Source organism: Paenibacillus sp. FSL H7-0918 (genome assembly GCF_038007025.1).
Lineage (GTDB): Bacteria > Bacillota > Bacilli > Paenibacillales > Paenibacillaceae > Paenibacillus_AQ > Paenibacillus_AQ odorifer.
In genome coordinates, this window is sequence record NZ_JBBOWJ010000001.1 from 2,979,158 (window position 1) to 3,003,696 (window position 24,539).

Sequence of the window (24,539 nt, forward strand, 5' to 3'; positions counted from 1 at the left end):
GATTCATCAACTCACAATTAGGCTATTCCTTCATAATTTCATATAAGGAGGGAATGAAGCTATTGAAGCTGTTGAATCCAGGCAAACAATTTGTAAGTAAATATGCCAATAGATGGCGCAAAAGCTTTAAGTTCAAAGTCTATATGAACTTTTTATCCATTTCTATTATTACTGTAATTATTATCAATGTTGCGGCCTTCCAATATTTTAATGTTTATATGAAAAATCAAATTAATGACATGTTGCGAAATAAGCTGGAAAATATCAGTACCGTATACAACAGCAAACTAGATCAATACCGTCGCCTGACAGAGCTTATTAATAAAATGCCCAAATCTATTTCTTACATTTATGACTATGAAAACACCAGCGTATTGGACGCGATAGAGATAAGCAATAACTTACACCCGATTTTGAATGCGAACGAATCCGTCAACTCCATTTTCTTTTTTAATCAGGATGACATTATTTATGAACTGGATGACTACTATCTTAATCGAAATGAAAAACAAAATATTTTAAAGCAAGTACTGCAATCTAAGACGGATCGTTATCCTATTCCGATTACATTAGCAGATGGCAGCCAGCGACTCGTATTTTTTCAAACCTCGCGCACAGCCTTATACGGCACTAGTCAAAGTGGTATTATCATAGTATCCAATACGGAAACATTACGTAAGAGCATTCTTTCCAGCTATGAAGATCAGTCTGACAGTATATTAATCGTAGATAATCAAACAAGCCAAATTATAACTGAACAAAACAATAATTATCCCATAGCACCAACTACACTAAATGAAATAGCGCATGCCACAGATGGCTATAACAGCTATTCATCGAAAAATAAGGGTAAAGATGAAGATATAGTAATTTCCTATGTAAATAATGGGCATGAAGGATACAGTATCGTTTCCGTCATGGATTATCAAAGCAGTATTGAACAATTACTTAAGGCTAGAAATGCGATTATTATCTTTTCCATCTTCATTATTTTCATTGCGCTATTATTAAGTTATGTGTTCACTAATAAAGTTTACAAGCCAGTTAATCATATGCTGCTCAATATTTATACAGCCTTCAGAAACTCGGAGCAGGATGATGAAGAGGAGCAAGAACATGGAAATCATTATGATGAGATACAAACAGCATCACTGACAATATCGAAAGCGCTTTCTAAAATGAGTGCCTTGGAATCACGGCACAGCAGCAATGAATTTATAGATTTTCTTCAAAAGCGTAACTATAGTCAACAAAATGCAGACCCGCAACTGCCGCGAGAACTGAAAAGCCTGCAAGAAAAGCTAGGAGATCAAGGACATTATCGCGTTATCAGTGTAGAAGTTACTGCACCTTCTGCTCTAGATCTCGATTATAATCTCTTACTTCTTTTGCAAAATGTCGGGCAACAAATATGGAGCCAGGAAATAGATTATAAAGCCTATCCGATAAGCAGCAATCAGTTCATTCTAATTGTCAGCGAAGGACGGTCGGGTATTTTACTAAACGATCTGCAAGTTGTGGCGCAATACGCTGAACAAATGATTCATAAGCTTGCCGAGAACTATAAAGTTCATATCACTATAGGCATTTCACAAATAGCATATAACTTGCAGCAATTACCGGATTCCTATGAACAAGTCCAACATTTGATAAGAAATAAATTGTTTTGCTACAAGCAGTCGTACTTTATCTTTGACACCTTTACACCAAGTAGTCTATCCAAAGGGCAAGCGAATGAGTTGACACAGAAGATTTTGGAGCTAATTAAAAGCAACCAATTGCAAACGATCCCTCTTGAAAATATAGAAGCTTTACTTGAGCTTGTGAAAAATATTGAATATGAAGCAGGTTTAAGTTATTTAGCCAATTTGCTTGCTGATGCTGCTATGCTAGCGCATAACTCCATAGTAGAAAATAAGGAATACCGTAGCATCTATCTGGATGTCTATGTGAAGCTGCAAAGCTGCAATAATATTGATGAGCTTAGTACCCTGCTAAAAACAATGCTCGACAGTGCTTGTTTAGAGTTAAAAACTTCCCGTTCATTAACGGTGCAAAACAACATTATGAAGGCGATCGAGTATATCCATGAGCATCTTAACGATAATACGCTATCCATTGATGCCCTTGCTGAAAAATACAATATGAGCTCATCGTACTTTAGCAAACTGTTCAACAGCTTTACGCAGAAGACCTTTCCAGATTATATAAATCAATTAAGACTGCAAAGAGCCGCAGCTCTACTGGTGGAGAAGAAAGATTTCAATATTAACGACATTGCCAGCGAAGTTGGCTTTAATAGTAGTTCTTATTTTGCTGCTGCCTTTAAGAAGAAATATGGGCTGTCACCGTCGCAATACAGGATCAATTATCTTGATGTTACTGCAGAATCAGCTGGAGAATGACACATAGAACATGGCGGCGAACCATCTCCAAAAAAACCTAAAAAGGCACCCGAAGGGGCGCCTTTTAGGTTTGGAATACACGTTGTATTAGTGGCTTGTCAGCCAAGCCGCCAACTCTTCTGTCTGACTCAGAATAGCTATTGGGTCCCAGTAGCCGGAGCGATCGCTTGTCCAAAGAAATACGTGATCATTTTTGACTGCTGGCAGTGCGCCCCAGATCGGGTCGGCTTTAAGTTCATCCAGCTTTTTCGAGTCGGAGGTAAGAATAATATAGTCACCGGCATACTTTGGTAAGACCTCAGCAGAGAATGAAGCCCAGCCCGGATCGGCCATTTCGGCGGCGATATCCGCAGGAGGCTTAAATCCTAATCCATTATAGATTGGTTGTCCACCTTTGCCGAAGTCTGTTCCGACGGCCATCAAGCTGTTTTCAGACCATTCAATAATGGAAAATGTGCTATCTGCAGGCACAACCTTCAATACGCTCTCCTTGGCATTGGCCATACGGCTGTCATAGTCTGCAAGCCAGGTTTTGGCCTTATCTTCTTCACTAAGCAGCTCACCGAAATAAGCCACTTCCTCATGTACCGTTTTTAAGGAAGCGTATGGAATAACGACCGTAGGTGCGATTTTTGACATCTGCTCATTTAGCTCAGGATAGAAATCATCCATAATAATCAAATCGGGATTAAGCGACAGAATTTTCTCTACATTTCCATTTCCGTCCCCTATATTCTCAACGTCTTTCAAATACTCCTGAAAATATGGATTTTTAATATGATGTTCGGAGGTTCCGATAGGTGTAATGCCAAGCGCAATTAAGCTGCCGAGATATTCACCTGCAACAATTCTTTTGGGATGAAGGGGGATCTCCACCTCACCGTTAACCGTTTTAACGATTTTGGTCTTCGGCTGCTGTGAGGCAGCATTCTCCGTAGCACCGTTTGTACCACATGCGCTCAGTACCAAAATGAAGCTTAACAGCAATACCGATGCCAGCGTAGGCCTTGAATGTTTAAACATGAATGAATCTCCCTCTTGATCAAAATGATACTGATAATCGTTATCAATATAATCAGTATAGTCAAATGATTCAAGGGCAACAATGGAGGATTCTATGTTTGTGGCAGGACTATCTTCTAGTTTGTTCTTTCTGGAATGCAATTCTCTATAGCTAATCGGGGAAACACCCTTATACTTTTTGAACAGCCTGCCCAAATAACTAGGGTCTTGATAACCGACGCCCACTGCAATTTCCTTCAGCGTAGCATCTGTTTCCAGCAGAAGTGCCACCGCTTTTTCGATGCGCACCTTAATTAAGTAATCAATCGGGCTAAGTCCAGTACGGATTTTGAAGTAGGAAGATAAATGGGTTACGCTATAGTTCAGGCTTTCCGATAATGATTCCAGCGTAATGTTATCCGTATAATGTTCATGGATAATGTCGGCAATCCGGGCGGCCAGATCACGCTTAGTCGTATTAACCCCTTGCACCGACATTTGATGAAATAGCTCATACACAAACTGATGGAGTAAAGTGCGAACATGCAACCGCGCAAGCGGCTGCGGCTTCTCCCACTCCTTAAACATCTCGCTCACTATGCGATACAGCGCTACCGAATTGTCAGGCGTCATGCTGTACGAATGATCAAAGGATTTAGCGCCCTCGTATAGCGTAGCAATCTCTAAGGGTAGTGAGGGATGCATACTCACTTTATAATAAATGCTATAGTAATCCAGCCCCTCGCTGCCTGCGTCAATGTTGAGCACAGTTCCTTTGCCTACATGAAGCACTGTAAAGCGCTGTAAACGGTGAACTTGGCTTCCCAGGTTAACTGTAGCATTACCGTGAATCGACATAAGAAACAGCCTTGAGGGGACGTAATAGGAAGGTATAGATTCGCCAGGTCTAAGGGTCATCCGACGAATATCAACTACTTTGCAATTCGCGTGATTCCATACAGCAATAAGGTCATTGATGTCCATGATTGACTAACACCTTACATGTTTTCGTTTGAAGCCGAGCTGCGATTTATCAACTGCCTTTTGAATATTAATTGAAGCATTCAAAATCTTGCTTTTTGCACTACCGGTATGGACTTCCACCGGGCCAACTTCCTTTGCAATCTCAACCGCTTTATCATGAAGCGGCAGATAGGATACGCCCACAGTGTAGATGAAATTGTTCATTGCGTATTTCGTTCGCTCAGGAGCATCATGAATCGTATTTTTAGCAAGCTCCAACATAGCGGCCAATTTTTCTGCGGAAAATTCACTGTCCGGGCGATTTCCGAGCAGCCAGCAGTAACAGTTCCAGCCCGCCGACATTTTCAGCTCTATCTCACTGGCAATCCATTTATCAGAAACCTCTTGCGCAATATCCGTCTCCGCCAACGTTACTGCCACCACAAAGTCCGATAGCATATAGAAATAAGCGCCATCAATCCACCGCTCAAAATCCGACTCGGTCATTGCTTCAGGCTCCGCGATCACCCCGGCAAAATACATAGCGTCGTAATTTCCCGTAGCATAAAGCTGCTCGGCCAATGGTTGATTATGTTTTATTTTTCTGAAGATAGGCTTCATCTGGCCTGTGGCCACACCAAAAAGCGGTTCGTGCGCGCCATTGGATAGATATATTTTCTTGGTGCGTTCCTTGCCGAGAGCTTCAAGCTCTTGCATGACCGTTTCTAAATCCATTGTTCGCACTTCCTTTTTAGATTATTGGCTAGGGACTCAAACTTTACTTGAATATATCATAAAAGCCCTTATAAATACCTTCTTTTATACATCAAGGTAATTTGCCCCGCTATGTATTCAGCGCTATATTGGTTGCCATCCTTAATCCACCACATAATAATCCCCAGTAGTGAGGCTGCAATAATATCAACGGAGACTACCTCCTTAGTAAGGTCAATGTTCCTCGCGTTTCTTCGTTTTTCGACAGTACTTTTTAACAGGTTGGTCAAGTGTTTTTTGAAGCCTTTATGCTCAATCAATACAGCAAAAACTTTCCGGTATTCAAAAAAATAATTTAAAAAGGTGACCAGCTGCTCCTGTTCGTTGTTGCTCTTCATTTGTAATAGCGGTTCAACCTTCATGGACAGGTCATCGAAGATTTCATGTACGATCTGGCGCAATAAATCGTTAATATCCTCATAATGCAAATAAAACGTTGCGCGATTTAGTTCCGCGCGGTTGGCGATTTTTTGGACGGTCAATTGGGAAATCTCCACATTGTCGGCCAATAATGAAAAAACGGCGTTCTTAAGCATCTTTTTTGAGCGAATAGCTCGTGGGTCAACTCTTTTATGTTCAGTCATTTCATCCCTCTATTATCGTTTAAATGGCCTTTCATCAACTAATTTGCCTATTCTGTCGATTAGTCGACATTTTCAATAAAATTGCAAATAGGAATACTATTTAAATCCTGATATGATTTATTTTATTGACACTATGTCGAAAAAGCAATGAAGAGAGGACTGCAACATGCAAGAAGACATTAAGAAAATAAATAAAGGGATCTTACTAACCATCTTAATCTTTGGTTGTTTCTTATCCACACTCAATCAGACGCTTTTAAATGTCGCCTTAAGTAGTCTGATGGATGTATTTGATGTCACGGCAACAACCGTACAATGGATTTCAACAGGATTTATGTTGATCAACGGGATTTTGATTCCGATTACGGCCTATTTAATGAAACGTTTTACAACACGGCAATTATTTATAAGTGCCATGTCATTTTTATTAATCGGTTCTATAATTTGTGCAGCAGCGCCGAGCTTTAGTCTACTCTTAATCGGACGAATGATCCAAGCTGCCGGTGCTGGCATTATAATGCCGCTCATGATGAGTGTTGTGCTGGCGATCTTCCCCGTTGAAAAACGTGGCAGCGCTATGGGACTGCTTGGACTGGCGATGATATTCGCTCCTGCTATTGGGCCAACGCTGGCGGGATTTGTTGTCGAATACCACTCTTGGCGCTGGTTATTTATCGGGCTTATTCCACTTGTCCTCATTGTTATAGCGTTGGCACTCAAGTATTTAGTGAATGTATCTGAGACGTCTAAGTCGAAGCTTGATGTCATAAGTGTGCTTTTATCAACCGTCGGATTTGGCTTAATTTTATACGGCTTCAGTAGTGCAGGCAGTAAAGGCTGGGATGATGTAATCGTGATCCTGACCTTAGGGATTGGGGTCGTGGTAACAGCCGTATTCTGTCTTCGACAAATCAAATCGGATGATCCGCTGCTAAACCTGTCGGTCTTCAAAAATAAAGTGTTTACGATGACGTCTCTTATTAACGTATTAATCACGATGATGATGTACGCAGATATGATCTTATTGCCTATTTATCTGCAGAATGGCCGCGGGTTTACAGCATTTGATGCAGGACTACTATTGTTGCCGGGCGCACTCGTAAATGCGTTCATGTCACCCGTCACCGGTAAATTATACGACCGTTTCGGTGCGAAACCGCTGTTCATCATTGGTCTATTGTTTATTATTCCATCTATGTGGGCGGTAACAGATTTATCTGAATCAACTACGTATACGTATCTAATGATTCGTACCATTGGCCTGCGAATTGGATTAAGCTTCATTACTATGCCACTCAATACAGCCGGACTAAATGCGTTGCCCAAACAACTTGGCACTCATGGTACAGCTGTGAACAATACCGTTCGCCAAATTGCCGGGGCCATTGGTACTGCTGTCGTAATTACAATTTATACAGTGCAGGCAACAAGTCATGCAACTACAGTGATGCTGAACAATCCCTCCACTACTCCTGACATTCTTAAATCCCTTACATCAATTCTTGGGGCAAGTGACGCCTACTACTTCATGATGATTTTATCCATTGCCGCATTTGTTATAACCTTATTTATGCCCACGAAAAACAAGCTCATGATTGAAAAGAAAGCAAACCTAGTTAGCAAGGAAGAACCTCAGTTGTAACTAGTAATTGCAGAGTAAATGAAGAAAAGCCATTCCTTAGCGGAGTGGCTTTTGTTATGAATGGCTTGCTTTGGATCATTGGAGCACGTATTCCTACGAGCATCAATATTTTCTTATCCATATCAGTATCCCCCTCTCCGTATCAAATGTGTAGACTCTATTATAAAAACGGAAAAATATTTAAACTTTACACATAAGTTAATATATGGTATTTTAATAGTGTTTTTAAAAGGAATATTAATCCATAATAAGGAGCTGATTCCATTCATGAAATTATCTTTAAAAAAGAGATTGATGCTTGTTGGAACCTTTGTTTCAGTCTTTCTTTTTTCTTTTGTTTCCCAAGCATATGCGACTAATTTAATTGGCTACCCTACAGCTACACAAGCTAAGAATAATTGGTGCTGGGCTGCGACTAGCGTTACCATACTTCAATATTACGGAATCTCTGTAAGCCAATGTTCTTTTTATGATCATGTGAAGGGAACCTCCGGCTGTACAACAGACGAGAGTGAATCTTATGGAACTGTTCAAGAAGGCATTCATGATTATGGTGTCTCCAGTTGGAATCATACAGGAGCACTATCTTACAGCGATGTAAAAAACCAGATTGATAATGTTGGCAGTCCTATATATGTAAGCTGGAAATGGAATAGTGCTACCGGTGGCGGGCACGCAGTAGTTATCTATGGGTACGACACATATAGTGGAAATGATTGGATTCAACACATGAACCCGAGTGGGGGCACAAAAACCTCCATGTTATACACCAACGTTAAAGGTGGCTCCAGCTACGATAGAACCTGGAGATGGGGACTTCATGGCTTCAACAAATATATTTAAGGAGGGCTTCCCATTAAGAAAACGCTGCTGTTAACTGTAACTTCATTCGTTTTATTTCTGACTTTTTTCTCACCTGTATGGGCTCAGACCGTAACTGAAGATGTTGTTTCTTTTGCAAATACAGAAGGATTAACATTGATTAAAGAAGGGCTATCTAAAGATCCTGAAGGGTATGGTTACAACAATGAAGCAGAGATTAGTGAAATTACCGTAGGTCAAGGAATGCAGATTCATTTTATTGATGGCGCTAAGCTTAGGGCAGCTTCCGATAGTCTGATTGAAACGGTCACACCCCAAGACAACTGGGAGTTTCTTATTTTATCGGGCGGAATACCCAAATCTAAAATGATCATTCAAAAGGATTCAAACGGGTCCTATCAAGTTACTGAGTTTGGAGGAAATCCTAATACTTTGGCCTATGCTATTCATTCACTAGAAGCTGAGGGTGAAGTGAGTGAGCCTACACTTATCCGTGAGCGGGACGAATATATAGCTGCCTTCAAGAAAGACAATCAGGAACTAATCATCGCCCCACAACAAGCCTCATCAGCAGAAACAAAAGGACTAAGCAATATTTCGGAGCCTCAAGCACCCGGGCATTTAATTGATGTGTTACAAACGATGCAGAACGATTCTTCCGATGACGAGCAGGATGGGTCGGGAACCATTGCTTCCGCATATTATGCGGACGATAATAATCATCTAACAAGGTCTATCACCATTAGCGCCATTATTGCTCTAGTAGCGGTATTTGTGTTCTGGGCCTATCTCAGAAGACGTAAACAACCTAAATAAATGTAAAAATAAGTAGGCCGCCCTCCTTCATTGGATTGCGGCCTACTTTGATAGATAGTACCTCTAAAAAGCCTCCCTCTCCCCATATGATTAGGACATAAAGGCTGCCAAAGACCTCGTTAGCATAACACCATTTGTAATGGTATCTTGCGGCTAAACATCTCGTCCAGTACCCATGCCCCTTTTATACATTTTTTCTGCTTCAATAGGACTTTCTTTTGCTGTGATATGATACGGAATTACCCGATAAACTTGAACCGGACCACCAAATACAGCCGATCTATACTTTTCCACATGCTGCTTGGACAAGGGGCGATTATAATAACCCGGTACGTATTTATTGATCAATTCCTGAAGTACGTGTGTGGCTTCATCCAAATCTGAAATCGGTTCTGCTTGTCCAAAAATCATTACGCTCATATAAGCTGTATCCGTTTTGGCTGGTACCGGATCTGTAATAGTTCCGTATTCCTCACATACCGTAAAACATACCTCCGGATTATCACGCATGACCTGATTACGTCTTCCATCTCCAGCCCCATGAATATACAGTTTCCCTTCAGTCCATACATAATTAAGTGGCACAACATAAGGGAGGTTCCCATCAACCAACCCCAGATAACCTAATCTCGTTTGGTGAAGGAACCTTTCAATCTTCTCTTGATCTAGGCATTCCCTGGTCTTGTAACGAACCGAATTCATATCGAATCTCTCCTTTTATTTAAATTGCGGATACCAGCGTTGTTACGGTAGTATATCAATGAATGGATTGCATTAAAATATCCATAATTCGCTGTTTAGAGCAATCCATAATCAGCTTTTTATGATTGGAGTTTCTATTTGGAGGTATGTACGATGATGAAAGTAATTCGTAATGATAAGAGACCGATCTGGCAGCAATTGCTTGATCAAGCGATCCATAATATTACTAGCGGAGTCTGGGCACCAGGAGAACTACTGATTCCTACCCGCGAACTTGCGCACATCGTAGGTGTCTCCCGCTCAACTATACAGATCGTCTATGAGGAATTGTTAAGTCGGGGTTATACAGTTACCTCCCGCCGGGGAGGGACGCGAGTTAGTACATGGAAGCAAGTCGCTATATCAACGAAGGAAATAGAAACAGAGGGCCCCACACCTCCTTCACTCTCCTTGCTAGACTCAGCTGTTGATCAATTACATGACTGGTTCAGAGGTAAAGAGCCGCTAGAAGTGGATATTGATTTCAGTCCCCATGAACCCTATTTGGACGAACAATTCCAAAAAAACTGGCGGCAATCGCTGCTCCAGGCATCCGCTGAAATGGATTTATCAAGCTGGGCTTACGGTAACTGCTACGGGTACACACCATTACGTGAGCAAATACAGCGTTATTTATCACTTGAACGGGGCATACATGTCCAAACCAATCAGATTCTGTTGACCTCAGGAGCTCAGCATAGTATTGACTTAATCGCACAGTCACTTTTAGCTGATGAGGACACTGTCTCAGTAGAAGATCCAGGTTTCCCAGCTGCTTGGATGGCAATGAAATACCGCCGTATGAATGTGGTACCCGTTCCTGTTGATGAGTATGGTCTAGTGGTTGAGCATATTCACCCGCAATCCAAACTGGTCTTTGCCACCCCTTCCCACCAGTGCGCAGTAGGGGTCGTTATGTCGGAGCCCCGCCGGCAACAACTGCTGCATAAGGCCGTTCAAGAACGATTTTGGATCATTGAAGACGATTATGATAGTGAATTTCGATATCGCGGGGAGCCGCTGCCAACGCTGTTTAGTCAGGCATCTAATAATACTTTGTATCTCATGAGTTTCTCTAAAATGATTGCACCAGGCATTCGTATTTCGGCTATTGTTGGATCAGTCGAGGCAATTGCTCAGCTAGCGAAGGTGCAGGAGCTGACTTACCGTCATCTTCCGATTATGGATCAGCTAACACTAACCCACTTCATTAAAAATGGTCATTTTATGCGCCATATGCGAAGAGTCAGAAATGTGTACCGGCGAAGACACGAGGTCATGGCAAAAGCTATTATGGCTAGCGGTTTAGGGGAGCGCTTCACGCTCAGTGGAGTAGAAACTGGATTACATATGTTATTAGAAGCTGAGGAAACATTCGACGAAGAAGCTGTGACAAAGTTAGCCCTACAACATGGAATACGTGTGTACCCTCTTGGACCCTATTGTTTGGATAGCAAAAGAAAAGGATGGGTATTAGGGTTCGCAAAAGTAAATGAGGCAGCGATTGAGCAGGGCATTTATCGTCTTGCGGAGCTGATCCTATAAAATCATCTCCGCAGCACTCACAAAATTTGTTGAACAGTCCATAGACTATTTTAGATCTATGAAACCCTTGCTTCCGCGTATTATCCGGACGATAATAATCACCTAACAAGGTCTATTACCATTAGCGCCATTATTGCTCTAGCAGCGGTATTTATGATCTGGGCCTATCTCAGAAGACGTAAGCAACCTAAGTAAATGTAAAAAGAAATAGGCCGCTCTTTTCATGGAGTGCGGCCTATTTTTCTCTCATCTACGGCTCCCGAGAAATATTCAAACACTGCACTCTAATACTATTAAAAACTTACCAAGAAACTACTAAAAGGCATGTTGATTACTACTTCCGGAGACTATTTTTTATATGAAGAAATCAATCCTGGATTGGCTCAAACAGGCAATGTAGTATTTGAAATCCCAGAAGATATGACTGGCTTTCTTTTGAATGTCCAAACTGGGTTCTGGGGAACCGAACAAGGACAGATTGAATTGAAATAATACTATATGGATCGTAAACCACCCAACTGGATATTTAAAAATCAATGCAAAAGGCACTACCTTGAGGCAGTACCTTTTGCATTGTTAAGTGAAGAGATATTCAATTTAGGGGGGGAATACTCCACATCGACCCAATCAGGTCGTACATTACATAGCTTTTTCAGCCAGATCGCTAACTAAATTTCTCATCCACTTACGGGAGTAAATCCGGGCGTAGCCGAAACCAAAGCGGACAACCTCCTCCAGCGAGATTACGAGATACACAAGGTAGACAGGTTGCTTCCAAATGTATGACAGCAACAGCCCGGATGGGACACCTATCAGCCACGTTGCGGTAGACTCCATGCCGAATACGAACTTGCTGTCTCCTCCGCTGTTTAGAATACCGCCGGCTATAATCATATTGGATACTTTGACCCAAAGAAATCCAGCAAACACGATAACGATATACATGCTCATTTGCTTAGCGTCCTCGGAGATATTGAACGCAGAGACATACAGCTTCGAGCCTGCCGCAATGATAACCCCGACAATCAGAGAGATAATGATGCCTAGGCGAATGAACCTTTTCGCATGATCGAGTGCGATATCAGATTCATTCGCACCCAAACGGTTGCCAACCATTACCCCTGCTGCACTAGCCAGACCCGATAATAAACCAATGCAAAGACCCTGAAGTGGGAAGGTAATGGTCATTGCAGTCATTTCCATCGTCCCCATACGGCTATAAATGACCGCATATGCCGTTTCACCCAATACCCAAATCAATTCAGTCAGTAGCAGCGGATAGGTCGTTCCAAAAAACTTGCGAATGAGCGGTTTAGGAACGCTGAATAAGTTCTTTAACCCGACAGCTCCCGGTAAACGATACCGGTACACGGCACCAATGATCAACAAGCATTCGAAGACCCTAGAGATAAGAGTAGCAATGGCAGCGCCCTTCAGACCAAGCGCAGGAGCACCGAAATGACCGTAAATAAGTACGTAATTCAGTATAATATTCAAGCCAACTGCAATTAGACTTACATACATCGGCCATTTGGCATGGCCAGTACTGCGTAAAATCGCGGAATACATCATCGTGAGCATGACAGGCACAAAACCGATCGACATTATCTGGAGAAAGATATAACCCTCATCTATTACATTCACGTCTGTAGTGAATAGGCTCAGAAAGAGCGGCGAGTCGATAAAGACAGCCGCAGAGAACAGGAACGAGAACGCAAAGCCGATGATCAGTCCGAGACCCAGTACTTGAGAGACGCTTTTGGAATCTTTATTTCCCCAAAACTGGGCTGCATATATGGATACACCCGTCGATAAACCGGCCAAGACAACCGCGATGATCCCGTATATTTTGGTCGACATCCCCACCGAGGCAATTGCCACATCTCCCAGCTGCCCAACCATCAATTGATCCGTCAAATTAAGCAACGCCATCAGCAAGCTTTGAAGCGTAACGGGCACAGCGATTTTATACACACTTTTGTAGAAATCTTCTTTCTCTGCCATGTATCGTTCACAACCCCCATATTCTCGATTTTTCCAGAACTCATTGCCATTCGCAGTCTATGACTTAGTGTGAGGTTAGATCACCTTTTTGTAGCGCATGAGCGTGTAGTTATCTTTTGGTTGAATTTCTACAACCTTGAACTTTTTCGCAAAGTTCAATTGCTGATAACCGTCTCCATCCACTAAAGTAATGTTTGTGGAGCCGCCTATGATGATTGGAAGCTGCATTAGAATAATCTCATCGACGATATCCTGATTGAAAATATGCCAGTTTAAGAATCCGCCGCCTTCGACCAGCAGACTGGTAATCCCATAGTTCTCCTCCAACTGACGTTCAAGCTCCACAAAATCTACTTTATCCTCGCCGCAGATAAGGCACTCCTTCCCTCTTTGCCGGATCTGTTTGATTTTTTCTTCATCCCGTCCTTTCTCGGTCGTGACAATAATCGTCTTCCCTTGGTCCGAGAGTACATTGCAATCTAGCGGAATATCCAAGGTAGTTGTCGGAATGATACGAATTGGATTTTTATTTTCCTCATACCGATTAGTAAGGAAGGGATTGTCCGTCAAAATTGTATTTTTGCCGACCATAATTCCCTGCACCTTCCCCCGGAACAGATGAATAAATTCCATATCCTCACTGGAAAACAAAGAAAAAAGCTCTTTACTCGAATTACCAGCGCCCATAGTGAGCTTTCCATCAATAGAAATTTGGCTGAATATCGTTGTTTTCATTTGGCTCTCCCCATCTCTAATTAGCTTTTAAATGCGCCCCAAGAGGCTTGAATAGTCTGTTCTATTTTGTTCAATGCTTGTTCAGGATTGCTCAAGGGCAGCTCGATAAGACCCGCATTTAACGCCTCCCATACATGGATCATGAAGGGATAAGTCGGCATCGGCCGTGAGTGATCTAGAAGCGATAAAATCATCTTTTTGTTAGGCGCAGCAGAGGCAGCTAGACGGTTCAGTACCTCTTCCTGAGCCGGAATCCGCTGTACACCCAGCGTCCACATCGTTTGGCATTCGTCACTCAGCATAAAGCGCGTGAATGATAAAATATCTTCCCGCTCCTCGGACGTTAATGAATGATTAGGGTAGATCAGGCCAATAGAAGAAGACATGGATAACGATTGCCGCCCTTCGATGCTCGGAAGCTGGCAAACCGCAAGCCTATTGTTCATATGCTTATCTAGATGGTTATAAATCCACTCGCCACAAATAATGGCGCCGATCTTACCGTCAATGAACTGCTCAAGCAGTCCTGTCGAGCCGTCGAGACTAACGAGCACGCCTTGATCCATCTTGTCGCTAATAAACTGAAGTGCCTGCTTCATTTCAGAGGTGACGATATTCGGCTTTCCATTCTGTACAGGCCAGCCGCCGAAAGCTGTAAGGAACGGAATAAACCAATAGCCTTGCTGTAAGTCTGCTCCAATCGGTACGATACCTTGGGCGGATAACCTTTCTGCTGCCTCTTCGAACACGTCCCATGTCGTCGGCGCACTAGGGTAAATCGACGGGTTGTAATACACAACCAGATGATTGCCCCGCAATACCGGGATACCATACTGAACACCATTCATTTGCATCGTTGAAAGAGCACCCTCAGTCAGCGTATCGCCAAATAGCCCGCCCGGCACTTCGGAGTAAAGACCGTTCTCAACATAGGAGGACATGTCGGCAGGAACCATCGCCAGATGTGGACCTTGCTGGGTGTCCTTAATTTGGTTCAGGCGCGCAGTCAGCTCCGTAATATTCATGACTTGTGGCGTAATTTGTACCCCAAAGCGCTCAGTATACAGCTTACAAATTCCCTCCAGCACCTCAATCGAGGTATCTCCCGGACCATCAAACTCATGCCATACCACGACTTCCTTATTGTTCTTTTCCATTGCAGCCTCTCTCCCTTACCTAAATTGTCTATGACTGTTTACGAGCACTAAAGCCTGATTAGGCGCAAGCAGCAAGCAATCGAACGCCTGACCTACGCTGCTACCCGTTAAGGAACTATCCAGTGTTACCATCATTGGGCATCGGCCAGGTACGGCAACCTTCAAATCAACTTGGCAGAAAGCAGCAGCACTCAAGTTAAAGCAGCACAGCAGCGTTTCATCTCCATGCATATACCCATACAGAACAATACCTTCCGGGGATTGAGCCACGAAAAAGTTTTCCGGCTTCACTAGGTGGCGCCAATCTCTCTTGAGTTCACTTAGCTCCGCCAACAGCGGCAGCATCGGTGTAGGATTGGTCCAATTAATTTGCATGACGTTAAAAAAAGCTCGGGAAATCTCCTCTCCGTTCGTGTTATCTCCAAGACCACAGTTGAGCGGCTGCTCCTCATTCATTTCATACCCCGTCGTCACGTATGGAATTGCGTTCGGAAGAAATTGATTAAATACCGCGATCATCCGAGCAACCTCTACACCGCCACGGCTGGTGATCCGAGGAGTATCTGCTGTTTCTGCACAGGCAAACACATGTATATTCAACTCAGGCAGCTCTTCTAAGAATGAAACGAGATTCTCTTTAGTAATTTGTGTCATGACGTTCCACCCACTGCCAAGCATAATGTTATAGCCGGTGTTTGCCGCCTTCTTGTGGTTGCGATTGAACAAATCTTCGCTGATTAAGATCGCATTTGGATTCATCTCTTTAATCGTGTCAAAAATACGAGTCAACAACGGAATAGGAAGCACGTGTCCGATGTCGATGCGGAAGCCGTCAATCCCATATTTTTCGAGATTAACCCGTACTGCCTCCTCCAGAACATCCCACAGCTCCAGATTCGGCTCCTCTCCCGGGTAGTCATTGCATTTAATCGTATCAAAAAGGACATATGGCGCCTGATCCGGACTTATAAGATGTCTCACTTGCGGAGAGAAATCCTTGTAGAGGCGTAAGAACGTAATGTCTGTCCAAATCGGCTGCACATCATTTATCCAATCCGAATGCGCTGGAGCAGTCGTTATCCCCATCTCTTGCTCCACCAAAGTTAATAGCTCATCTCCAGTTTTAGCAGCTTTCTCCTTTAAGTGCTGCCAAAGAATTGGATGGAGTTCATTGGGCGGTGGCGTGAACTTCCGCAGAAATACTGCTGTCTCCTGGCTGCGGTAGACCGTCTCCAATTTGTCCGGCGTACACTCCTCAAAAAATCCAAGCTGGGGAATCGCGGGCGGCGCAAAGCCTTCTAATTCGTCCATTTTGATCCAATACACCCATTCAGGATGCTCGGTAATGAACACACTGTTTTTCGCCGTCACACGGGGAATGAAATCAACAACAGTCTTAATATCAAGTAAATGACAAGCCTCTACCAAAGCGCTGAGCTCATCGTGGATCGTAAACTCCTCCATATCATCCAATAGGCTATCGTGCAGGTTCTCGTCCAAATGGAATAACGATTGCACTGCGTAAGGGGACCCAATATCCCCCTTCAGATTCAACTTGCTGTACTGGTTAACTGGAAGCATGTACAGAATATTGATGCCCATTTTCTTTAGCAGAGGCAGAAGAATAAAGAATCTTAAAAAAGTACCCGATTCAATTTTTCCGTCATGGTTATAATCCCAAGCCGTAGAATAGCGAATAAGCGAAGAATAGATCGCGCTATCGTCCAGATTTATGCGTTCCTTAAGCAGATATCTCCACGAAAGCCTGTCCACATAATTCAAATGATCAGTCAAAAAATCATACGGGTGTACACAAATTTCACCCTCTTTTTCTAAGAGAACATTTTCATATTGGCACTCATTCCACACTGCGGGTATCCAAATTGGCTCTACCTCTTTGGCCTTTTGTGTAGACAAGTAATCTTGAATTAATCTGAATTTGCTATCATTGCTCATCAACAGTGCCACCTCTCATTGATTGTAGTCTTACGTTTAGGGAACAAAAACCGTCTTTACGGTTTCACTCCCAACCACCTTCAAAGAGTTCAATTCATAGCCGATTAACTCATCTATCGCTGCTTCATGCTGACTGAGCTTAACTTTTCTAGTTACTAGTTTCTCCATTTCAGGAGTTTCAGCGGCAAACCGCAAAGCTTCCTCGAACATGTAGCGGTATTCACCTGCTGCTATAATTTTTATTGCATGCTGCACGAATTTGGTAGGGGAAAAGGTGTAGCGATACTTCGCATTAATACCAAAAGGAACGATGCGGCCTCCACGTTCAATCCACTTTTCCGCCATTTCGAGTTGAGTGCCCACCGTATCGATAATCACATCAAACTTATGTCCCGCACAGATTTTGTCTACGGTAGCTTGATTTAATTGGGCAGGGGTTAGAGCAAAATCTGAGATCTCTTTGGCAAAAGCTAGCCGAAAGGGATTAACTTCAGTCGCTACCGTGAGCGCAGATTTCGACTTGCTCACAATTTGGCTTAACAGTCCCATTGGACCCGATCCAAGAATGAGTACCTTGTCGTCTGCTGTGACATTAGCTTCTTTGAAATTGTGCAGTACACAGGCAAGCGGCTCAATCAAAACCCCCGTCTCCCAGCTCATATGATCGGGAAGACGGTGTGCAAACGTTTGTGCAGTTGAGTAAAAAAAAGTGAATGTCCCATTTCGATTCAAACCCGCAATAGGCATCCCATTTCCATCGATGCCCGTACAGAGGTGCGGCTGTTTCTTCAAGCAAAAATAGCATTCATCACAGCTTTGATTCGGATCGATAACTACGCGGTCGCCTACCTTAACACGGTCAACGTTGCTGCCGATTTGGATTACAGTCCCTACTGCCTCATGACCACGAATGACGCCTGGAACCCCCTCCTCTTTCCCAGTTATGACTGCTAAATCTGTTCCACATACACCTGTCATCTCAATCCGGATCTTGACTTCATCCGGTGCTGCAATCTGCGGCTCTTCCCATTCGCAGAGCTCCAGCTTATGATTAGATGTCCACACCAACGCTTCCATACTCATTCCCCTTTCACTTTTTTGTTATCCATATTCGCCCAGAATATATCATAACTACCATGTAAAAGTAAGGTGAATGTTGTCGAAAAATGTTAATAATTACATTTTTTAATAAACACTCACGAGTAAGCGCTTTAATTTTCTTTCGCTTATTATGCGGAGTGCACTGTCTCAAACGGCAAGTTTAAGGGCCATCCCTTGTGGGATGACCCTTGAATACTATCGTGATCAATCGAGCTCCGCACGGGAATAAATCCCGCATCAACGTCTCCTATTTTGCAGCTTCCGCTTCCAGCCGTGCAATGACCTCTGAGCGGGCTTGATCTGTGAAGCTAAGCACCCCGTTTTCCTGAACGATCAGTCCTTCCCGTATTCGGCCATCCAGCCAATCGCTGATCCAGCCGGGAGCATACCCGCCTTGGCCGAACTCGCCGCCAAAAGCAATCATTTCTTCATATACATCCAGATATTGTTGACGGCTCGTATTTGGATAAGAGCTTGTGTATAGCCAGAACTGCACATCATACATCAGAGTAGAAAGCTCATCCGCATGAAAGGAGAAGTGTCCCTTCTCTTCAACGATTCGGGTACATACTTTACGGATCTTCTGCTCAAGCTGATCTACTTCAGACACATGGCTGCACAGCTTCGCAAGCAATGGTGAGAATTGGCCTACGGCTACTTTGCGCAAATCCTCCTCTTTATCTTCTTCAGAGGTGTCGTATTCTTCATCACTCACCAGGCCGCGTATAAACGTCTCGAAGTCTGGGGCCAGAAATGTAATCTCATAATTATCTTCCTGATCCACATGAATCACCTCGGGTTCACCGTCCTTCCCGCAATTCCGGTAATCCAGCATCACGACATCATGACCTGCCGAAGGGCAATCGCAAATTACCACGCCAATGTCAGGGTATCCCCACTCCTCAATCATAAACGGACTGCCGAGATCGCCGCAGAGTGAATAGCTTTTCTCACGTCCGATGCCCATAATGCCCGTAATCGCAATATGATCCTCAGCCCATGAGGTCGCATCCTCCGTAGGAAAACAGGTATTATAAGGCACTCCCCCATTGTGCTGCTTCATCAGACTGATATAAGAGGCAGGAAGCTTGTAACCCAGTTCTTCTTCTACAGAAGCAATCAGCTCATCCGTAGGCGGGGCCGAAACATATTCTTTTAGCGCATAATCACTATCTTTCCAAAATTCGGAGAGGTCCATCCCTTCAAAAGGAGTTGCAGTCGTCCCCGAATCATTATATTGCTCTCTGATTGCCTGTCTGGCTGCGGCGTGTTGTTCTTTGCGTAGCTTACGCTGGCTGAATTTCAGAAACATGGCCGTATTCTCATCATCCGGATCGAGGTCATGGGCAATACCCAGCACTCTCACCGCTTCCTCATATCGATTCAAATAATAGTAGGAATATCCCACACGAAAATGCCACAGATAATCATTCTGCCCTTGTTCCGCAATCTTCGCGAAGTGTTCAAGGGCTTCTTCATAACGTTCCAAATTGTTATACGCTCTTGCCAGACTGCTGACCATCTCGTAATCTCTGTCCGCTGGAGGAATCTCCATCAGAGTGTCTACAATCTTCTGGTGTTCATCATCTTCATGCCACTGTGTCAGCTGTGCGATTAGTTCTTTGTCCATGGTCTACCTCCCCAAGCTTATAATCAAGTTACTAGAATATAGAGAAATATGGTTTTCCCTATTCTACCAGATGGGATGTAGGTATTGAAAATCGATAATAGAGCCTCACAAAGATTCTTAATTATGGGTACAGCCATATCCCTGAAACCGTCATCACCGCTGGCAGTGCAGCCTCGTCAACCGCTACATTGTCATACCAGCCGCCCACTGCAAGGTTCAGCACCACATAAAATGACTCGTTAAAGGGCATAACCCCTGGCTCCAAGCAGCGCTCGGCAAAGCAATGTCCGTCTACCAGCCATCGAATCGAACTGGCGGTCCATTCCAGTGCATAATCATGGAATTCATTAATGGTTCCGCTTTCAAAATGGTGCGAGAACTCCTCGACGATTTGATGTTCCCAATCCTTTCCGTAGTGCAGTGTTCCGGATATTTGCTGAGGCAAGCGGCCTTTGGCTTCCATGATATCAATCTCGCCGGAAGCTGGCCAAGGTCCGGAAGCCTGTTCCTGCGGAAGCAACCAGATGGCAGGCCAAACCCCTTGCCCCACCGGCAGCTTTGCACGCACAACTAACTTCCCATAGCAAAAGGAAAAATGGTCCTTTGTATCCAAACGAGCCGAGGTATATGCAAAATTGCGCCCATCCTTTCCAATGGATTCACTGCGTGCGCACAGATTTAAGCCAAATTCATCGATATACAGATTGCTGGAATGATCCGTGTAATACTGCTGCTCTCCGTTGCCCCAACCTGGGTCTATGGGATTACCCTCATTATCTAACAAGTCGTTGCCAAGGCGGATATTCCATAGCTTTAAATCGGCATTTCTATCTAAGAAATTCTGTTCCCATACAGGTTTATTCATCCTTTGCACACTCCCTTCATTTAATCACAGCATACTTAATTTTTGCGGCTGGTCAAACAAATCTAAAAAAATGGGATAGGGTCGATAATCATGGGCTTTTTTTCCTATACGCTTTTTCATACGATGAAATAGAAAGGGGGCACGGAAAATGTTCCAATACAGAGCGGAACAAATGAAAGCGCTTTTTAAGCAGTGGCAATTGCAAAGCATGGTTATCCCGGGAATCATCTGGATGTTTATCTTTTGTTATATCCCTATGTTTTGGCTCATTATTGCATTTATGGACTACAGCATCGCCAAACCCTTACTAGAATCACCGTTTGTCGGGCTGAAGCATTTTCAGGATTTTTTGACGGATGAGCGTTTTTGGCGTTCGATTCGCAATACTCTGGGGATGAGCAGCATCAAGCTGGTCTTGGGTTTTCCCATTCCCATCTTGTTTGCCTTACTGCTGAATGAAATACGGAGTCTTCGTTTTAAGCGAACGGTACAAACCATTTCGTACCTGCCGCACTTTATTGCCTGGACGATTTTTGGCGGCATTGCGCTCAATTGGCTGGGCGAGGGCGGTGTGATCAATCAGTTGATGATGGCGATCGGGCTCCAGGAACGCGAAATCCTGTTTAACAGCGACCCTAAGTACTTTTGGTGGATCACCTTTTTCACCGATACGTTAAAAGAAACCGGCTGGAGCGCCATTATCTACATAGCGGCAATATCCGGCATTGATCCGGGGCTGTACGAAGCGGCTGAGCTGGATGGCGCAAACCGGCGGCAACGGATGTGGCATATCACCATTCAGAGCATACGCCCCACCATCGCTATTTTGTTCATCCTCGCTGTCAGCGGGATACTCGGCAGTAACTTTGAGCAGATCTTTATGTTGAAGAACAATATGAACATGAGGATGGCGGAAAGCCTAGACTTGTATATCTACAACATGGGGTTGGTCTCCGGGCGCCATTCCTTCTCAACAGCCGTCCTGTTCGCCCGCTCTATTGTGGCGCTAGGTTTGTTGTTTTTGGCCAATCACACATCCAAAAAACTAACCGGCGACAGCATTTTTTAGAAAGGAGAGGACAGAGGTATGGAAAGACGCAAAAGATTTCGGCAAATTGGAGTATTTGAGGTCTGCAACACCCTGCTGATGCTGGCGGTTTGCTTTTTAACACTGTACCCGATGTGGTTTGTATTCATTAACTCGCTTAACGCGCCGCAGCAGGCATCCCTGGGCACCGTCAACTGGTTTCCCAAAGAATTATCGCTGGCCAGCTATAGCGTTGTGTTCAATGATAAGACAATGATGAACGGTTTTTACATTACCACTCTGCGCACAGTGATCGGGACAGCAACGCATGTGTTGTTTACCGCCATTATTGCTTACGGAATGAGCAAGTCTAATCTAATCGGACGCAAGCTGTATCTTAAAATCGCATTGGTTACGATGCTGTTCTCAGGCGGGCTGATCCCTACATTTATTCTGATGACGAAGCTGGGATTATATGATAATTTTTGGATATTCATCATTCCCTCCATGTACACTTTTTTTAATATGGTCATTTTCATGAGCTTCTTCCGCACCATACCTGACAGCCTGGAGGAATCTGCGAAAGTAGACGGTGCTTCAGACTATGGTGTCCTGTTCAGAATCGTATTGCCCAATAGCATGGCTGTCATTGCGACTATATCGCTTTTTTCAGCCGTTTATCATTGGAATGATTATTACCAGGGGGTCATCTACATCCGTTCGCAGGAATTACTGCCACTGCAGACCATGCTGTACAAAATCATTGCGGAGAACTCTATGTCCTTCATGCAGCAGCAAGCTATGGCGCAATTCGGCGCAAGACTTCCCGGCAACTCTATTAAATTTGCATCCATGATGGTGGCCACACTGCCTATTCTGATAGTCTATCCTTTCATTCAACGCTATCTGGTCAAAGGCGTGATGATTGGCGCCATTAAGGGATAAGAGTGTGAGTGTCTAGAAACTGGTATACAAAATTCAGAAGCAGCAAAGAAAGGATGATAATGTCATGAAACGCAATCTGATTAAGCCGGGGTTGACCCTCGTTCTGGCCGCAAGCCTGATGCTAGGCATAGCCGCGTGTTCCAATTCAGCGAATAGTGAAAATAAGCCAACACCACAGCCTACAGATAGTACACAGCCGCCGCAGAGTGAAGCAAAGCTCAATCCCGATGATCCGGCATGGAAGCTGGATACCAGCCCTGTTGATTTGACCTGGTTCGTAGGTGCTAACTGGTATGCCCACACTTGGGGAGACAGCTTGACCTCCAAGTACGTAACGGAAAAAACAGGCGTAAACATCAAGCTTGAGGTACCTTCTGGTGAAGCGAATGAGCATATTACCCTAATGATGACCTCGGGCAAGCTGCCAGACTTGATATCAATGGGTTCGTGGGAAACCGCTGTCAAAAAGCTGTGGGAAGGCGATCATGTCTACGCCTTAAATGAATTAGCTGACAAGTATGACCCTTACTTCTTCAAGGTGGCGGGGGACGGTACACTGAAGTGGTATCGTCAAGAAAATGGCAATACCTATGGCGTTCCGAATGATTCATATAGCCCCAACCTGATGCATGAAACTGGCATGACGGCCGCCAACCAGACTTTCCTGGTGCGAAAAGATTTGTATGAGGAGATGGGCAGCCCGGACCTTAGCACTCCAGAGGGCTTTCTGAACGCACTGCAACTGGTAAAGGATAAGTACTCCCAATATAAAGGCCAGCCCATCAGTCCCTTTTTTGCACAAGGGAACGTCCCTTACGGGATGACCGAATATCTGCAGAACCTACTGGCCGTACCGCATGAGAAAGACGGAAAAGTATACGACCGCATTACCGATCCCGATTATATTGCCTGGCTAAAAACCTTCCGTACGGCTTACGAGCGCGGGTTGATTAATGTGGATTTCCTGGTGGATTCCGATACTCAGGTAGAGGAAAAAACAAACAACGCCCGCTATTTCATGATGGTCCGTGAGTGGACCGGTATGTCGGCTGTCAATCCTATGCTGGCTGCTAGCGGCAACCCGGACTCTTACTACATCGCAGTCGATGGGCCAAAGAACAGCAAGGGCGATAACCCTAAGTTATTCCCTGGCAACATGGACGGCTGGATGGTGACGATGATTAGCAAATCAACCGAAAACCCTGAACGAGCCATCCGCTTTTTGACCTATCTGGCCAGCGAAGAAGGCCAGCGAGATTTATTCCTTGGCAAGGAAGGCGAAACATGGGAGATGGTAGATGGCAAGCCGCAGCTGAAGCCTGAAATGGTAAAATTACTCGACACTGATATTGAGAAGCTGGAGAAAGAATACGGCATCATGGATACCTATTGGATGATGCGAAACCCTGTAATCGTCAACCAGTGGAGACCGGAGAAATCTCCTGTCATTAAGCAAATGGAAGACTTCGCCAATATGCAGGCCGATATTGATAGCGGTATCTATAAGGGCTTAGATCCACAGGGCGATTCTGATGTGTCGGTAGCCTGGTCCCGTATTTCGCAAAATTGGGAGGAAGTACTCCCTGAGCTAATTACGGCCAAGAATGAGGCTGAATTTGATAAAATCTTCGACAATTTCCTTGACCGCCGCGAGAATTACAGCTTTGGCAAGGTGATGGAATACCGCCAGGCTGAACTGGATGTGCGAAAATCCAAAATGGCAGAGTAATAATGCCCGTATTAAGATTGCTGCCGGCCACCGAAAGGGTGGCCGGTATTCCCTTTTTCGCTTCTTTTAACCATTTAACAAAACAGCCTAGTTACC

The 24,539-nt window shown here is 44.1% G+C and carries 20 protein-coding genes; 9 read left to right on the forward strand and 11 right to left on the reverse strand.

All coding sequences use genetic code 11. The features are described 5' to 3' along the window. Positions 1-53: 53 nt before the first annotated feature. Positions 54-2,405, forward strand: coding sequence for an AraC family transcriptional regulator (locus MHI15_RS13445; RefSeq protein ID WP_341164482.1), 2,352 nt, complete (start codon positions 54-56; stop codon positions 2,403-2,405). An 87-nt stretch (positions 2,406-2,492) separates the two neighbouring features. Here the strand turns inward: MHI15_RS13445 and MHI15_RS13450 are convergent, their stop codons facing one another. The 3 genes from MHI15_RS13450 to MHI15_RS13460 all read right to left on the reverse strand — a co-directional run bounded on the left by MHI15_RS13450 (position 2,493) and on the right by MHI15_RS13460 (position 5,728). After that, positions 2,493-4,391 (reverse strand): AraC family transcriptional regulator, encoded by a 1,899-nt coding sequence (locus MHI15_RS13450; RefSeq protein ID WP_312147358.1) that lies wholly within the window; start codon positions 4,389-4,391, stop codon positions 2,493-2,495. Positions 4,392-4,397: 6 nt separating this feature from the next. Continuing rightward, positions 4,398-5,105 carry a DNA alkylation repair protein gene (locus MHI15_RS13455; RefSeq protein WP_341164483.1) on the reverse strand — a complete coding sequence of 236 codons (708 nt, stop codon included), beginning with the start codon at positions 5,103-5,105 and terminating at the stop codon, positions 4,398-4,400. A gap of 68 nt (positions 5,106-5,173) precedes the next feature. Then, positions 5,174-5,728: a TetR/AcrR family transcriptional regulator gene (locus MHI15_RS13460; RefSeq protein WP_076124245.1), complete on the reverse strand. Its 555-nt coding sequence runs from the start codon at positions 5,726-5,728 to the stop codon at positions 5,174-5,176. Positions 5,729-5,894: 166 nt separating this feature from the next. Between MHI15_RS13460 and MHI15_RS13465 the strand changes: the two genes are divergently transcribed. The 3 genes from MHI15_RS13465 (at position 5,895) to MHI15_RS13475 (ending at position 9,008) form a co-directional block, all read left to right on the forward strand. Continuing rightward, on the forward strand, positions 5,895-7,370 hold the full coding sequence (locus MHI15_RS13465; protein ID WP_076124247.1) for a DHA2 family efflux MFS transporter permease subunit: 1,476 nt from the start codon (positions 5,895-5,897) through the stop codon (positions 7,368-7,370). A gap of 267 nt (positions 7,371-7,637) precedes the next feature. After that, entirely contained in the window at positions 7,638-8,213 is a 576-nt protein-coding gene (locus MHI15_RS13470) for a C39 family peptidase (RefSeq protein ID WP_076124249.1), read from the forward strand. Positions 8,214-8,348: 135 nt separating this feature from the next. Beyond that, positions 8,349-9,008 carry a hypothetical protein gene (locus MHI15_RS13475; protein WP_076124251.1) on the forward strand — a complete coding sequence of 220 codons (660 nt, stop codon included), beginning with the start codon at positions 8,349-8,351 and terminating at the stop codon, positions 9,006-9,008. A 153-nt stretch (positions 9,009-9,161) separates the two neighbouring features. On the opposite strand, the gene MHI15_RS13480 is transcribed toward MHI15_RS13475, so the two are convergent. Further along, positions 9,162-9,710 (reverse strand): pyridoxamine 5'-phosphate oxidase family protein, encoded by a 549-nt coding sequence (locus tag MHI15_RS13480; protein ID WP_036682364.1) that lies wholly within the window; start codon positions 9,708-9,710, stop codon positions 9,162-9,164. Between the two features lie 153 nt (positions 9,711-9,863). Between MHI15_RS13480 and pdxR the strand changes: the two genes are divergently transcribed. Next, positions 9,864-11,294, forward strand: coding sequence for a MocR-like pyridoxine biosynthesis transcription factor PdxR (gene pdxR, locus MHI15_RS13485; protein WP_341164484.1), 1,431 nt, complete (start codon positions 9,864-9,866; stop codon positions 11,292-11,294). Positions 11,295-11,618: 324 nt separating this feature from the next. Continuing rightward, complete coding sequence (locus MHI15_RS13490) at positions 11,619-11,786, forward strand: DUF4352 domain-containing protein (protein WP_340011646.1); 168 nt, start codon at positions 11,619-11,621, stop codon at positions 11,784-11,786. A gap of 147 nt (positions 11,787-11,933) precedes the next feature. Here the strand turns inward: MHI15_RS13490 and MHI15_RS13495 are convergent, their stop codons facing one another. From MHI15_RS13495 to MHI15_RS13525, 7 genes are all read right to left on the reverse strand, one after another. Next, positions 11,934-13,298 carry an MATE family efflux transporter gene (locus MHI15_RS13495; RefSeq protein ID WP_341164485.1) on the reverse strand — a complete coding sequence of 455 codons (1,365 nt, stop codon included), beginning with the start codon at positions 13,296-13,298 and terminating at the stop codon, positions 11,934-11,936. A gap of 75 nt (positions 13,299-13,373) precedes the next feature. Beyond that, entirely contained in the window at positions 13,374-14,033 is a 660-nt protein-coding gene (locus MHI15_RS13500; RefSeq protein WP_076191531.1) for a RibD family protein, read from the reverse strand. Positions 14,034-14,053: 20 nt separating this feature from the next. Beyond that, on the reverse strand, positions 14,054-15,190 hold the full coding sequence (locus tag MHI15_RS13505) for a sugar ABC transporter substrate-binding protein (protein ID WP_076124259.1): 1,137 nt from the start codon (positions 15,188-15,190) through the stop codon (positions 14,054-14,056). A gap of 15 nt (positions 15,191-15,205) precedes the next feature. Then, positions 15,206-17,146 carry an alpha-amylase gene (locus tag MHI15_RS13510; protein ID WP_341164486.1) on the reverse strand — a complete coding sequence of 647 codons (1,941 nt, stop codon included), beginning with the start codon at positions 17,144-17,146 and terminating at the stop codon, positions 15,206-15,208. Between the two features lie 36 nt (positions 17,147-17,182). Next, positions 17,183-18,223, reverse strand: a complete 1,041-nt coding sequence (locus MHI15_RS13515) for a zinc-dependent alcohol dehydrogenase (protein ID WP_076124261.1) — start codon at positions 18,221-18,223, stop codon at positions 17,183-17,185. A 271-nt stretch (positions 18,224-18,494) separates the two neighbouring features. Continuing rightward, positions 18,495-19,877 carry an SMI1/KNR4 family protein gene (locus MHI15_RS13520; protein ID WP_076278218.1) on the reverse strand — a complete coding sequence of 461 codons (1,383 nt, stop codon included), beginning with the start codon at positions 19,875-19,877 and terminating at the stop codon, positions 18,495-18,497. 121 nt (positions 19,878-19,998) lie between these two features. Next, a complete protein-coding gene (locus tag MHI15_RS13525; RefSeq protein WP_341164487.1) occupies positions 19,999-20,742 on the reverse strand; it encodes a glycoside hydrolase family 16 protein in 744 nt (247 codons plus the stop codon). A 148-nt stretch (positions 20,743-20,890) separates the two neighbouring features. Between MHI15_RS13525 and MHI15_RS13530 the strand changes: the two genes are divergently transcribed. The 3 genes from MHI15_RS13530 (at position 20,891) to MHI15_RS13540 (ending at position 24,443) form a co-directional block, all read left to right on the forward strand. Continuing rightward, positions 20,891-21,811 (forward strand): ABC transporter permease, encoded by a 921-nt coding sequence (locus MHI15_RS13530; RefSeq protein ID WP_076310515.1) that lies wholly within the window; start codon positions 20,891-20,893, stop codon positions 21,809-21,811. Between the two features lie 18 nt (positions 21,812-21,829). Then, positions 21,830-22,714: a carbohydrate ABC transporter permease gene (locus MHI15_RS13535; RefSeq protein ID WP_038573901.1), complete on the forward strand. Its 885-nt coding sequence runs from the start codon at positions 21,830-21,832 to the stop codon at positions 22,712-22,714. A gap of 64 nt (positions 22,715-22,778) precedes the next feature. Beyond that, the gene (locus tag MHI15_RS13540) at positions 22,779-24,443 is read left to right on the forward strand and encodes an extracellular solute-binding protein (protein WP_076305860.1); all 1,665 of its coding nucleotides are present in this window, start codon (positions 22,779-22,781) and stop codon (positions 24,441-24,443) included. The last annotated feature ends 96 nt before the right edge of the window (positions 24,444-24,539 follow it).